Origin of the sequence: Paracidovorax wautersii, from assembly GCF_900113035.1 — a bacterium.
Taxonomy (GTDB): Bacteria; Pseudomonadota; Gammaproteobacteria; order Burkholderiales; family Burkholderiaceae_C; genus Paracidovorax; species Paracidovorax wautersii.
In genome coordinates this window covers 83,881-97,824 of record NZ_FONX01000010.1, presented here as the reverse complement: position 1 = coordinate 97,824, position 13,944 = coordinate 83,881, and the positions used below count along the sequence as shown (strand labels likewise).

Here is a 13,944-nt window from a genome sequence, read left to right as displayed (position 1 = left end):
CGGGCAGGGTGGCCCCAGGTCGATTCGCTATCGATTCAATAGCTATATGCGCTTGATAGGAGCGGGCTGACGGCCAAAAACACCGACACCCGGCCCTACCGGCGCGACGCCGCCCAGCGCGGGCCCAGCACCACGCACACCAGGGCCAGCACCACGAAGGCCACGCCCGCCCACTGCCAGGGCGTGAGCACCTCGCCCAGCGCCAGCATGCCGGCCGTCAGGCCCACCACCGGCACGCCCAGGCTGAAGGGCGCGACCCGGTTGGCCGGGTGGCGCGTGAGCAGCCGGGTCCAGAGGCCGTAGCCCACGATGGTCGCCACCCAGCCCAGGAACATGGCCGCGGCCCAGCCCGACCACGGCACCGCCGCCCAGGTCGAGGCCTGCAGCCAGCGCCCGGCGTCCGGATCGGCCAGCGCCGACAGCGCCACGAAGGGCACGATGGGCACCAGGCAGCTCCAGCCGACGAAGGCCAGCGGGTCGTAGCCGGGCGACTCCTGCTGCGCCAGGCGCGCCACGATGTTCGAGGCCGCCCAGCAGGCCGCGCCGACCAGGGTCAGGGCCACGCCCGCCAGCGTCACGCCGCCCGCGCTCGCGCCCGGCGCGGTGAAGTGCATGCCGAAGCACAGCAGCCCCACGGCGGCCAGCCCCATGCCGATGACGAGCGGGCGGCCCGGCCGCTCGTGCAGCAGCAGAAACGCCCAGAGCGCGGTGAAGAACACCTGCGTCTGCAGCAGCACGCTGGCCAGCGCCGCCGTCATGCCCAGGCGCAGCGCGAGAAACACCATGCCGAACTGCCCCACGCCCTGGCACAGGCCGTAGAGCAGCATCCAGCGCCAGCGCACCGCCGGCGGGCGCACCAGCAGCACCAGCGGCAGCGCGGCGAACACGTAGCGCGCCGCGCCCAGCTGGAACGGCGTGAACGTGCGCAGGCCCCACTTCATGACCACGAAGTTGACGCCCCAGATCAGCACCACCACCAGCGCGGCGAGCAGATCGCGCCCGGGCAGGGGCGCAGACGGTGCGGCGGGCCGGCTCATGGCCGCACGCCGCAGCAGCCGCGGCGGGAGCAGCCACGGCCCCAGGCCATGGAAGGTGCGCGGCCCGCAGGGGCCGGAGAGGGAAGGCAGGGCATGGGAGACAAGGCAGTGCAATCGCACCAATACGGTGCAGCGAAAGAAGGGGCGCGTGCGCTGAGAGGGGGCGCGCGAGAACAGGCCCCGGGCGGCCCATTATTCCGCAACGCCCGCTGGCGCGCCGGCCGCCCTTGACTCACATCAAGGCCCCAGGCGCGCAAGTTGCTAAATTGCAAAGTGTTCGATGGAGTTGTATCGCGCTCCGCCCCCGGCGGGCGCGGCAAAGCTCGAAGCCCGTTGTTGACCAGCCTTGGAGGCGCGCCCTTCCCGCCGTTTCCAGGCCCCTGCATTCCCATCGCCATGAACCGCCTCAGCCACCTCCGCCTGCTTCACAAATTCATCATCCTCGGCCTGGTCGGCCTGCTGATGAGCGCCGTGCCGGCGACGCTCTTCGTCTCGCAGGCGCTGGACGGCATCCGCACCGCCCGGCTGGAGGCGCGCGGCACGCCGCCGCTGCTGGCGCTGCACAAGGCCGTGCAGGAGCTGCAGGTCCACCGGGGCCTGTCGGCCGGCATGCTGGGCGGCAACGAGGTGCTGGCCGGCCGCCGCCCACAGGTGCGCGATGCGGTGAACCAGGCGCTGGAGCAGGGCAGCGCCCGCTTCGCCGAAGCCGGCGTGCCCGAAGCGCTGGCCCAGTCCTGGGCGCAGGCGCGCCAACGCTGGCAGCAGCTGGAGCCCGAGGTGGCCGCCCGCCGCCTGCAGCCCGCGCAGAGCACGGCGCAGCACACCGCGATCATCAGCGCCCTGCTGCTGCTGGGCGAAGAGCTGCTGCACACCTACGGCCTGCAGGTGGAGCCCGACGAGGAGATGCACGCGCTGGTGCTGGCCAGCATGGTGAGCGCACCGCTGCTGGGCGAAAAGCTGGGCGTGATGCGCGCCCAGGGCACGGGCTTCCTGGGCAAGAAGGAGCTGCCGCCGCAAGGGCGCGGCCAGCTGCTGGGCCTGCGCGAGCGGGTGCTGGAGCTGCAAGGCGAAACCACCCGCAACCTGGAACGCGCCATGCGGCACGACGCCGACTTCTCCGCCGCCATGCAGGGCCCCACCCGCACCATGCAGGAACGGGTGGCCGCGGCGCTGGAGCTGGCCAACCGCTCGCTCATCGACCTGGACCCGGCCCAGACGCCCAGCCTGTCGCCGCAGGAATACTTCGACACCTTCACCCGCGCCATCGAGGCGCTCTCCGCGCTCGACTCGCAGGCCATGGCCAGCCTGCAGACGGCGCTGGACGCACGCATCGGCCAGCTGCAGCGCACGCTGCTGTGGCAGGCCCTGCTGATGGGCGCCATCGTGGCGCTGGCCGCCGTGCTGATGGCGGTGTTCGCGCGCTCCGTCACCCGGCCCATGGCGCAGGCCGTGGCGCTGGCCGACGGCGTGGCCGCGGGCGACCTGGCCGGCCCGGCCATCGAGCACGGCCGCGACGAAGTGGGCCAGCTCATCGCCGCGCTGCTGCGCATGCGCGCCCAGCTCACGCGGGTGGTGGCCGGCGTGCGCCACGGCGCCGAGGGCGTGGCCACGGCCAGCGCCGAGATCGCGCAGGGCAACAGCGACCTCTCGGCCCGCACCGAATCGCAGGCCAGCGCGCTGCAGGAAACCGCCGCCTCAATGGAACAGATGACCGCCACCGTGCGCCAGAACGCCGACAACGCGCGCCAGGCCAGCCAGCTGGCGGCCAACGCCAGCGCCGTGGCCACGCAGGGCGGCGACGTGGTGGCGCAGGTGGTGAGCACCATGGGCCAGATCACCGACAGCTCGCGCAAGATCGGCGACATCATCGGCGTGATCGACTCCATCGCCTTCCAGACCAACATCCTGGCGCTGAACGCGGCGGTGGAGGCCGCCCGCGCGGGCGAGCAGGGCCGTGGCTTCGCCGTGGTGGCCAGCGAAGTGCGCGGCCTGGCGCAGCGCAGCGCCGAGGCGGCCAAGGAGATCAAGATCCTCATCACCGACAGCATGGGCCGCGTGCAGCAGGGCGGCGCGCTGGCCGACCGCGCCGGCAGCACCATGACCGAGGTGGTGCAGGCCATCCAGCGGGTGACGGACATCATGGGCGAGATCAGCGCCGCCAGCCAGGAGCAGAGCCAGGGCGTGGCCCAGGTGGGTGAAGCCGTCACGCAGATGGACCATGCCACCCAGCAGAACGCGGCGCTGGTCGAAGAGATGGCCGCCGCCGCCGCCAGCCTGCGCGGCCAGGCCGAAGAACTGGTGCGCGCCGCCGGGGTCTTCCGACTGGGCGACGAGGCAGGCGGGCCGCAGTCGCTACGCATTCAATAGCAACAACCCCAGGCGCAGACTGCGCCCATGGCCGATCAGGCCTTCAGATACGGCTCGCCGGCAGCGGCGCAGTTAACGTATTGACACGCTTTAGGGCTACAAGCGGGGCATCGCGCACCCGAAGAACCCAGAACAACACCCGCGTTGACGGGGCGGCACCCGAGCCCGCCGCCCCGCCGCTTTTGCCGAAAGCCGAACATGAGCCCCACCCCCACGGCTGCCGCCTGCACGGCGCAGCCGCACTCCTGCGCGCCCGCGGACTCCGCCGCCGACCCCGCGCACCACAGCCCCGCCCCGGCCCTGGCGGCCGCCATGGCGGCGGCGATGCTGGCGGCCTGCGGCGGAGGGGGCGGCGGGGGTGACACGGCCGGCGGCGCGGCAGGTGGCAGCAGCGGCGGCAGCGGAGTGGCCGGCGGTACCGGCGGCACCGGCAGCGCCGCCACCCCGGCCAGCGACGAGGAGGCCGCCCGCTTCTTGCTGCAGGCGCAGTTCTCGGCCACCGACGAGGACATCGCCGCGCTGCGCAGCAAGGGCTACGGCCCCTGGCTGGCCGATCAGTTCGCGCAGCCCGTCGGCACCACGGGCACGGCCTGGCTCATGCAGCGCGGCTACGGCGTGGCCGCGCCCGACACGCGCTACGACAACGTCTCCTACCCCAGCGACTTCATGCTGTGGAACCAGCTCTTCACCGAGCGCGACGCCGTGCGCAAGCGCGTGGCGCTGGCGCTCTCGGAGATCCTGGTCGTCTCCACCAGCGGGCTGGAGCAGCCCTGGCGCATCTTCCTCGCCTCGGGCTACTGGGACCTGCTCAACCAGCACGCCTTCGGCAACTTCCGCGCGCTGCTCGAAGCCGTCACCCTGAGCCCGGCCATGGGCATCTACCTGAGCGTGCGCGGCAGCCAGAAGGAAGACGCCCGCACCGGCCGCCAGCCCGACGAGAACTACGCCCGCGAGGTGATGCAGCTCTTCACCATCGGCCTCTACCGCCTCAACCCCGACGGCACCGAGCAGCGCGACGGCAACGGCAACCGCATCGACACCTATTCCGCCGCCGACGTGAGCAATCTGGCGCGCGTCTTCACCGGCTACGACTACGACACGCGCCAGAACCAGCCCACCACCCTCGGCAGCAGCACCGTGCCGGGCCTGCAGCAGGCGCTGCTGCCCATGGCCTTCAACGCGGCGCGCCATTCCACGCTGGCCGCCACCTTCCTGGGCACCACGATACCGGCCGGCACGGCGGGCGACGCGGCGCTCAAGACCGCGCTCGACACCCTTTTCAACCACCCCAACGTGGGCCCCTTCATCGGCCGCCAGCTGATCCAGCGGCTGGTCACCAGCAACCCCAGCCCGGCCTACGTGGGGCGCGTGGCCGCCGCCTTCGCCAACAACGGCAGCGGCACCCGGGGCGACCTGCGCGCCGTGATCGCCGCCGTGCTGCTGGACCCGGAGGCGCGCAGCACCGCCGGCCTCGCCAGCCCCCAGTACGGCCGCCTGCGCGAGCCCATGGTGCGCTTCGTGCAATGGGGCCGCACCTTCGGCATTCAGTCGGCGCGCGGCACCTGGAAGATCGACAACCTGAGCGATCCGGCCACCCGCCTGGGCCAGAGCCCGCTGCGCTCGGGCTCGGTGTTCAACTTCTTCCGCCCGGGCTACGTGCCGCCCGCCACCGCCATGGCGGCGGCCGGCCAGGTGGCGCCGGAGTTCCAGATCGTCAACGAAAGCAGCGTGAGCGGCTATCTGAACTTCATGCAGAACACCATCCGCTTCGGCTACTACGTGAACGCGCCCGACCTGCCGCAGAACGGCAGCACCGCCGCCAACGGCTTCGACATCACCTGCAGCTACGCCAACCTGCTGCCCCTGGTGGCCGATGCCGCCGCGCTGGTGCGCAAGGCGGCGCTGCTGCTGTCGGCGGGGCAGGTGTCGGCCGCCACGCAGGCGCGCATCGTGGCCGCGCTCAACGCCACGCCGGTCACCGCCGGCAGCTCCGCCGCCGCGCAGCTCAACCGCGTGGCCGCCGCCGTGCTGCTGGTGATGGCCAGCCCCGAATACCTCGTGCAGAAGTGACCGACCGCCCAGCGAGCCCCGCCATGAACTTCATCGACCCCGCCCGCCACACGCGCCGCGCCTTCCTGCGCCGCAGCGCGCAACTGGCCGCCACCGGCACCGCCCTGCCCTTCGCCATGAACCTCGCCGCGCTGGGCGAGGCCGCCGCCTTCGAGTCCAGCGACTACAAGGCCCTGGTCTGCGTCTTCCTCTACGGCGGCTGCGACTACGCCAACACCGTCGTGCCCTACGACAGCAGCCGCTACGCGCAGTATTCCGCCATCCGCGGCGGCAACAGCGACGGCACGGCCGCGGGCATCGCCCTGGGCCGCGATGCGCTGGCCGCCACGCAGCTGCGGCCCGGCACCGCGCTGGCCGGCGGCATGCAGTACGCGCTGCACCCGTCCATGACGGGCCTGGCCGGGCTCTTCAACGCCGGCCACGCCGCCGTGCAGCTCAACGTGGGCCCGCTGCTGGTGCCGCTGACGCGCGCGCAGTACGCCAGCGGCGACCGGCGCAACTACCCGCTGCCGCCCAAGCTCTTCTCGCACAACGACCAGCAATCGGTCTGGCAGTCGCAGGGCGCCGAAGGCTCCACCGTGGGCTGGGGCGGCAACCTGGGCGACCTGGCCCTGTCGTCCAACGCCAATTCGCTCTTCACCTGCATCTCGGCCACCGGCAACGCCGTGTTCCTCTCGGGCGACCAGGCGCTGCAATACCAGATCAACCCCAGCGGCGCCACGCCCGGCGCCGTGCCCATCAACGCCGTCAAGGGCAACGTCTATGGCTCCAGCGCCGTGCGCAGCCTGCTGAGCGATCTGGTGCAGACGGCCGGCAGCCATGCGATGGAGGCCGAATACGCGCGCGTCACGCAGCGCTCCATCGGCGCGGAGGGGCAGATCTCGTCCGCACTGGCCGGCGCGAACATCTCCACCGCCTTTCCCACGGGCAACCCGCTGGCCGACCAGCTCAAGATCGTGGCCCGGCTCATCGCCGGCCGCAACGCGCTGGGCACGCGCCGGCAGGTGTTCTTCGTCTCGCTGGGCGGGTTCGACCTGCACGACAACCTGATCGCCAACCAGCCCCAGCTGCTGGACAAGGTGAGCAGCGCCATGACCTCCTTCTACAACGCCACAGCCGAGCTGGGCGTGGCCGACAAGGTCACCGCCTTCACCGCATCGGACTTCGGCCGCACGCTCACCTCCAACGGCGACGGCTCCGACCACGGCTGGGGCAGCCACCATCTCGTCGTGGGCGGCGCGGTGCGCGGCGCCGCCTTCTACGGCACGCCGCCGCCCGTCAGCGTGGGCAACGGCAGCGGCAGCGAAGACCAGTGGCACGTGGGCCAGGGGCGCCTGCTGCCCAGCACCGCCGTGGACCAGTACGCCGCCACCCTGGGCCGCTGGTTCGGCGTGGCGAACACCGAACTGGCCGGCGTGCTGCCGCACATCGGCAACTTCGGCGGCTCGGCCTATCCCGTCGATCTGGGGTTCATGGGCTGATCGCTTCGGCCGATTCCGGGCCTTCGGGCGCGGCATGCAGCAGCGCGAGGAAGTGCTCCAGCGCGGCGGACGCAGGTCGGTCCAGCCGCACCACGCTGCCATAGGCGGCCAGCCGGTTGCGCACCGTATAGGGCAGCACGCGCAGCAGCCCATGGCGCTCGTAGCGCAGCGCGATCGAGGCAGGGATCACGGCCACCATGTCGCTGCGCGCGATGAGGTTGGTGGTGGTGAGGATGGAGGCCGTCTCGACCAGCCCGCCCGGCAGGGGCTGATGGTGCAGCGCGAATTCCTGTTCCAGCACGTCGCGCATGGGGCTGCCGGCGGGCTGAAGGATCCACGGGTAGGCCAGCAGTTCGGCAAAGCGCAGCGACCGGCGGCGTGAGAGCGGGTGGTCGGTCGCCACCACCACCGACAGCACCTCCTCGGCCAGCGGCCGGAAGCGGCAGTCGCCGCCACTGCGCCCGGGCATGCGGCCGATCACCACGTCCAGCCGGCCTTCGCGCAGGCGCTCCATCAGGCGGTTGCTGGTGTCCACCGCGATCTCCACCGTGAGCAGCGGATAGGCCGTCTTCAGCCGTACCAGCGCGTCGCTCAGGAGTTCCGGCGCGGCCGCCATGATGCAGCCCACGAAGAGCTTGCCGGCGCTGCCCAGGTGCAGCGCGTCCAGCTCGCGGCGCATGGCCTCGATGCCGCCGCGCATGCCGCGGAAGTACTGCGTCACGCAGCTGCCCGCCACATTCACGCGCAGCCCCCGGCCCACGCGGTCGAACAGCGGATGGCCCAGGGCATCTTCCAGCTCGTGCAGCATCTTGGTGGCTGCCGGCTGGGTCATGCCGAGGTCCGCCGCTGCGGCGCGCAGCGTGCCGCGCGCTTCGATGGCCAGCATCAGCGCCACCTGCCGCATGCGCAGGCGGTTGAGCAGGGGCATGGGCAAGGGGGTGGTTTCCTCTCGGCGTTGTGTCACTGTTTTGATAACCCCAGGCGATCAATTCATCAGTTCATTTCATTTTACGGAAACAAACCCAACCCATAGCATGGGCCCCCATGAATGCCGCCACACCACAACAAGGCATCGTGATTCCAAGGAGACAAAAGACATGCTGCGCCGTACCCCATTGATCGGGCTGGCCCTGGCCGCCCTGCTGGCCCCGCTGGCCACCCACGCCCAGGAATGGCCTTCGCGCCCCCTTCGCATCCTGGTGGGCTCATCCGCCGGCGGCGGCACCGACGCCATGGCGCGCGCCGTGGCCGACCGGCTGGGGCCGCTGCTCAAGCAGCCGGTGGTGGTGGAGAACCGCCCCGGCGCCTCGAACACGCTGGCCGCTGACACCGCCGCCAAGTCCACCGACGGGCACACGCTGCTGATGGGCGTGGTCACGGCGCACGCCATCGCGCCGCACCTGCTCAAGCTGGGCTACGACAACAACAAGGACCTGGTGCCGGTGGCCTACGTGGGCGCCGTGCCCAACGTGCTGGTGGTCACCACCGGCTTGCCCGTCCAGTCGGTGAAGGAACTGGTCGCGCTGGCGAAGAAGGAGCCCGGGCGCATCAACTACGCCAGCAGCGGCACCGGCAGCACGCAGCACATCGCCGCCGAGACCTTCAAGGATGCCGCCGGCATAGACCTCACCCACGTTCCGTACAAGGGCAGCAGCGCCGCGCTGGTGGACCTGGTGGGCGGGCAGGTGCAGATGAGCTTCGACACCATGCCTTCGGTGATCGGACAGATCAAGAACGGGAAGATGCGCGCCCTGGCCGTGACCACGCCGCAGCGCAACCCGCAGCTGCCGCAGGTGCCCACCATGGCCGAGGCCGGGCTGCCGCAGGTGGACATCACCGCCTGGTACGGCATCTACATGCCCGCCGCGACGCCCAAGGCCGTGCAGCAGCGCGTACATGACGCCGTCAATCAGGTGCTGGCCATGCCCGAGACGCAGGCCCGCCTGGGCGCCGTGGGCGCCGAGCTCAAGCCCATGCCGCAAGCCGATTTCGTCGCCTTGCAGAACGCCGAATACCAGCGTTACGGGCAGCTCATCCGCAAGAACAACATCCGCATTGACTGATATGACGCAGACGAACCCGACGCTACCCGTAGTGGCACTCACACTCGGCGACCCCGCCGGCATCGGCCCCGAACTCATCGCCCGCCTGCTCGCGCGGCCCGAGGCCACCCGGCACGCCAACATCGTGCTGGTGGGCGATCCCTGGCTCTGGGACGACGGCCAGCGCATCGCCGGCGTGCAGGTGGGCACCGAGGCCGTCGCGTCGCTGGCCGAAGTGCGCGGGCGCGCCGGCACTTCGCGGCCGGCCTTCCTGCGCATGGACACGGTGGCGCAGTCCGACGTGCATCGCAGCCGGGCCGAAGCCGCCGGCGGCCGCTCGGTGCTGCAGGTGCTCGACCTGTGCATGGATGCGGCACAGGCCGGCGAGATCGACGCGATCTGCTTCGCGCCGCTCAACAAGCAGGCCATGAAGCTCGGCGGCATGCGCCACGAGGACGAGTTGCACCACTTCGCCCAGTACCTGGGCGTGCAGGGCTACTTCTGCGAATTCAATACGCTGGGCGGGCTGTGGACCTCGCGCATCTCTTCGCACGTGCCCCTCAAGGACGTGACGCAGTACCTCAGCGTGGAGCGCATCGAGCAGGCGGCCGAGCTGATCTACCGCTCGCTGCGCGCCAGCGGTGTCGCCGAACCCAAGGTGGCCATCGCCGCGCTCAATCCGCACGGCGGCGACGGCGGCACCTGCGGCCGCGAAGAGGTGGACATCATCGCCCCGGCGGTGCAGGCGCTGCAGGCCCGCGAGTGGCCGACGCCCGCGCCGTTCCACGGCCCCTTCCCGGCCGACACCATCTTCCTGAAGGCCCAGGCGGGCGAGTACCAGGCCATCGTGACCATGTACCACGACCAGGGCCAGATCGCCATCAAGCTGCTGGGCTTCTCGCGCGGTGTCACCGTGCAGGGCGGCCTGCCGATACCGATCACCACGCCGGCCCACGGCACGGCCTACGACATCGCGGGCCAGGGCAAGGCCAGCGTGGAAGCGACCTGGCAGGCCTTCCTGATCGCCTGCCGCATGGGCGCCGCGCAGCGGCAGGGCCACGCCGCCGCCCCCGCCTGACCACCGCTGCCGGCAGGCAGCCCCATCCCCGACCGACGACAACGTCCGCGCCTGCGCGGCGCGGGGAGAGGCCATGCCTGCAACGCCCGCATCCCCACCCGAATGACCCAGGAGACCACACCATGAAGATCAAATCCGTCCGCGCCCGCGTCTATGAATGGAAGGGCAAGACCGTTCCGCCTCAAGGCAATTTCTGCTCCAACGCCATGGACCTGCTCTATTCCAAGAAGGAGACCATGGCTACCTTCCGCTTCCACTCGTGGACGGTGGTGGAGATCGAGACCGACGACGGCATCGTCGGCCTCGGCAACGTGGCGCTGGCGCCCCGGATCGCCAAGGCCATCATCGACGAATACCTCGCGCCCCTGGTCGTCGGCCAGGACCCGTGGGACTACGAATACCTGTGGCAGCGCATGTACCGCGCCACCCACGCCTGGGGCCGCAAGGGCGTGACCATGGCGGCCATCTCGGCCGTCGATCTGGCGATCTGGGACATCCTGGGCAAGAGCGTGAACAAGCCCGTGTTCAAGCTGCTGGGCGGCCGCACCAAGGAAAAGATCCCCTGCTACTACAGCAAGCTCTACCGCACCGACCTGAAGGAAATGCAGGACGAGGCGCAGAAGTTCCTGGACCAGGGCTTCAAGGCCTTCAAGATGCGTTTCGGCTACGGCCCGGCGCACCTGCAGGAAGGCGTGAAGGAGAACCTGAAGTCGGTCGAGGCGATCCGGGAAGTGATCGGCTACGACACCGACCTGATGCTCGAGTGCTACATGGGCTGGAACCTGGAATACGCCAAGCGCATCCTGCCGAAGCTGGAGAAGTTCGAGCCGCGCTGGCTGGAGGAGCCGGTGATCGCCGACGACATCGACGGCTATGCCGAACTGAACCAGCTCACCAGCATCCCGATCTCGGGCGGCGAGCATGAATTCAGCCTCTACGGCTTCAAGCAGCTGCTGGACAAGAAGGCCGTCTCGGTCGTGCAGTACGACACCAACCGCGTGGGCGGCATCACCGCGGCGCACAAGATCAACGCGCTGTGCGAGGCCTACAGCGTGCCGGTGATCCCGCACGCTGGCCAGATGCACAACTACCACCTGACCATGAGCACGCTGGCCTCGCCCATGGCGGAGTACTTCCCCATCTTCGACGTGGAGGTGGGCAACGAGCTGTTCTGGTACATCTTCGACGGCGAGCCGATCGCGGAGAACGGCTTCCTGCAGTTGCAGGACGACGTGCCCGGCCTGGGGCTCACGCTCAAGACCGAGTACCTGGACCAGTTCCAGATCACCGAGTGAGGCGCGCCATGCCCGGACTCTCCCAGCCGCGCTTTCGCGGCATCTTCCCGGTCGTGCCCACCACCTTCCACGAAGACGGCACGCTGGACCTGGCCAGCCAGAAGCGCTGCCTGGACTTCATGATCGACTCCGGCGTGGACGGCCTGTGCATCCTGGCCAACTTCTCCGAGCAGTTCCTGATCGCCGACGACGAGCGCGAGCTGCTCACGCGCACGGCCCTGGAACATGTCGCCGGCCGCGTGCCGGTGATCGTGACCACCACCCACACCAGCACCAAGGTGTGCGCGGAGCGCAGCCGCCGCGCGCAGGACATGGGCGCGGCCATGGTGATGGTGATGCCGCCCTACCACGGCGCCACCTTCCGCTTCGGCGAGGCGGCCGTCCAGTCGTTCTACCAGGGCGTGTCCGACGCGATCGGCATCCCCATCATGGTCCAGGACGCGCCCGCCGCCGGCACGCCGCTGCCGCCGGCCCTGCTGGCGAAGATGGCCCGCGAGATCGAGCAGGTCAGCTACTTCAAGATGGAGACGGCCGGCGCCGCGAACAAGCTGCGCGAGCTGATCGCCCAGGGCGGCGAGGCCATCGAGGGCCCCTGGGACGGCGAAGAGGCCATCACCCTGTTGGCCGACCTGGAGGCCGGCGCCACCGGCGCGATGACGGGCGGCGGCTTCGCCGACGGCATCAGGCCCATCCTCGAAGCGCACCGCGCGGGCGACCGGGATGCGGCCTTCGCCCAGTACCAGCGCTGGCTGCCGCTCATCAACCACGAGAACCGGCAGGCGGGCTTCCTCGCGGCCAAGGCCCTCATGAAGGAAGGCGGCGTGATCGCCTGCGACGCGCCGCGCGCACCCTGGCCGCCCATGCACCCGCAGACCCGCCGCGAACTGATCGACATCGCGCGCCGGCTCGACCCGCTGGTGCTGCGCTGGGGGCGCTGACCCTGCACCGAACCCCGGCGGCAGGAGGCCCGCCCGCGCCCCGGCCTCCTGCCGCATCGACCGCGTTTTTCCGGCGACGACAAACACGACAACAAAGGAGACATCCATGAAACGGTTCGCTTTTCTCAAGGCGGTGCTCGCCGCCCTGGCGCTGGGCGCCACGGTGGCCGCGCCCTCGCTGGCGCAGGCCCAGCCCACCAAGATCCGCTTCGCCCATGCCGGGCCCGAAACGGCTTCGCAGCACCTGGCGGCGCTGGAATTCGCGCGCCTCGTCAAGGAGCGCAGCGGCGGCAAGCTGGAGGTGCAGGTCTTCCCGGGCAGCCAGCTGGGCAACGACTCCACCGTAATCGGCGCGGTGCGCGGCGGCACCATCGACATGATGATGGCCGGCAGCGGCAACTTCTCGGGCATGTCGTCCAGGTTCGACGTGCTGGACATTCCCTTCCTGTTCCGCAATCCGGCACACGCCTACGCCACGGTGGACGGCGAAGTCGGCCAGCGCCTGGCACGCGAGCTGGAGCCGCACAACCTGCAGCAGCTGGCGTTCTGGGAGGTGGGCTTTCGCTCCATCACCACCAGGAACCGCGCCGTGACCAAGCCCGAGGACGTCAAGGGCCTGAAGATCCGCGTCACACCCAACCCCACCCACATCCAGGCGTGGAAGCTGCTGGGCGCCAACCCCATCCCCATGCCGCTGGGCGAGCTGTACCAGGCGCTGGAATCGGGCGCGGTGGATGCGCAGGAGCACCCGGTGGACATCACCTACGCAGCCAAGTTCTACGAGGTGCAAAAGCAGCTCACCCTGAGCCGGCACGCCTTCACGGCGATGCCGGTGGTCATGAACAAGAAGAAGTTCGACGCCCTGGCACCGGCGCTGCAGCAGGCGCTGCTGACGTCGGCCAACGACGCCAAGCTGTTCCAGCGCCAGCTCAACCAGAAGAACGAGCCGGGCATCGTGGCGGAGCTGCGCAAGCACGGCATGAACGTGATCGAGACCTTCGACCCCGCGCCCTTCCGCGCCATCGTGGGCGAGTCGGTGCGCCAGTCCTTCGTGGCCAAGAACGGCCCCGAACTGCTGAACGCGGTGGACGCGGTCAAGTGACCGGCCGGGAGATTCCGACATGAAAAACCTGGTCACGCGCGCGGCCGAAGGGCTGCTGATCGTGCTGCTCGCCGTCATGGTGGTGCTGGTGTTCGGCAACGTCGTGCTGCGCTACTTCTTCAACTCCGGCATCGTCTTCTCCGAGGAGGTGTCGCGCTTCGTCTTCATGTGGCTCACGCTGATCGGCGCGCTGGTGGTGATGAAGGACAACGCCCACCTGGGCATGTCCAGCCTGATCGACCGGCTGGGCGAGCGGGGCCAGCGCATCTGCCGCTTCCTCTCGGACACGCTCACGCTGGCCTGCTGCGTGCTGCTGGCGCATGGCACCTGGGCGCAGGTGGTGATCGGCATGGACAACACCGCGCCCGTCACCGGCGTGCCGCTGGGGCTGGTGTTCCTTTCGCTGCTCATCAGCAGCGTGGGCATGGCCCTGCTGCTGGCGCATTCGCTGTGGCGCCAGGTCACGGGCCGCATGCCGCGCGAGGAACTGGTGCCCCGCTCCGTGAGCGCCGGCGAATGACGGACGCACGCACA

General features: G+C 70.3%; 11 protein-coding genes. 9 read left to right on the top strand and 2 right to left on the bottom strand.

Translation table 11 applies throughout. The annotated features are described in order from the left end of the window. Positions 1-95 precede the first annotated feature (95 nt). The gene (locus BM070_RS15145) at positions 96-1,037 is read right to left on the bottom strand and encodes an EamA family transporter (protein ID WP_092940326.1); all 942 of its coding nucleotides are present in this window, start codon (positions 1,035-1,037) and stop codon (positions 96-98) included. 396 nt (positions 1,038-1,433) lie between these two features. On the opposite strand from BM070_RS15145, the gene BM070_RS15140 reads away from it, so the two are divergent. The 3 genes from BM070_RS15140 (at position 1,434) to BM070_RS15130 (ending at position 6,955) form a co-directional block, all read left to right on the top strand. After that, a complete protein-coding gene (locus BM070_RS15140) occupies positions 1,434-3,404 on the top strand; it encodes a methyl-accepting chemotaxis protein (protein ID WP_092940254.1) in 1,971 nt (656 codons plus the stop codon). A gap of 198 nt (positions 3,405-3,602) precedes the next feature. Next, positions 3,603-5,474: a DUF1800 domain-containing protein gene (locus BM070_RS15135; RefSeq protein ID WP_092940253.1), complete on the top strand. Its 1,872-nt coding sequence runs from the start codon at positions 3,603-3,605 to the stop codon at positions 5,472-5,474. Between the two features lie 23 nt (positions 5,475-5,497). Next, positions 5,498-6,955, top strand: a complete 1,458-nt coding sequence (locus BM070_RS15130; protein ID WP_092940252.1) for a DUF1501 domain-containing protein — start codon at positions 5,498-5,500, stop codon at positions 6,953-6,955. Here BM070_RS15130 and BM070_RS15125 read toward each other — a convergent pair. After that, a complete protein-coding gene (locus tag BM070_RS15125) occupies positions 6,945-7,883 on the bottom strand; it encodes a LysR family transcriptional regulator (protein WP_092940251.1) in 939 nt (312 codons plus the stop codon). The two genes, BM070_RS15130 and BM070_RS15125, sit on opposite strands and share 11 nt — an antisense overlap. A gap of 172 nt (positions 7,884-8,055) precedes the next feature. On the opposite strand from BM070_RS15125, the gene BM070_RS15120 reads away from it, so the two are divergent. From BM070_RS15120 to BM070_RS15095, 6 genes are all read left to right on the top strand, one after another. Further along, a complete protein-coding gene (locus tag BM070_RS15120; RefSeq protein ID WP_092940325.1) occupies positions 8,056-9,018 on the top strand; it encodes a Bug family tripartite tricarboxylate transporter substrate binding protein in 963 nt (320 codons plus the stop codon). A gap of 1 nt (position 9,019) precedes the next feature. After that, positions 9,020-10,075 (top strand): 4-hydroxythreonine-4-phosphate dehydrogenase PdxA, encoded by a 1,056-nt coding sequence (locus BM070_RS15115; protein ID WP_092940250.1) that lies wholly within the window; start codon positions 9,020-9,022, stop codon positions 10,073-10,075. 122 nt (positions 10,076-10,197) lie between these two features. Beyond that, entirely contained in the window at positions 10,198-11,370 is a 1,173-nt protein-coding gene (locus BM070_RS15110; protein WP_092940249.1) for an L-rhamnonate dehydratase, read from the top strand. 8 nt (positions 11,371-11,378) lie between these two features. Then, positions 11,379-12,308 carry a dihydrodipicolinate synthase family protein gene (locus BM070_RS15105; RefSeq protein ID WP_092940248.1) on the top strand — a complete coding sequence of 310 codons (930 nt, stop codon included), beginning with the start codon at positions 11,379-11,381 and terminating at the stop codon, positions 12,306-12,308. Positions 12,309-12,414: 106 nt separating this feature from the next. Then, positions 12,415-13,410, top strand: a complete 996-nt coding sequence (locus tag BM070_RS15100; RefSeq protein WP_092940247.1) for a TRAP transporter substrate-binding protein — start codon at positions 12,415-12,417, stop codon at positions 13,408-13,410. A 19-nt stretch (positions 13,411-13,429) separates the two neighbouring features. Next, positions 13,430-13,930 (top strand): TRAP transporter small permease, encoded by a 501-nt coding sequence (locus BM070_RS15095; protein WP_092940246.1) that lies wholly within the window; start codon positions 13,430-13,432, stop codon positions 13,928-13,930. Positions 13,931-13,944 lie beyond the last annotated feature (14 nt).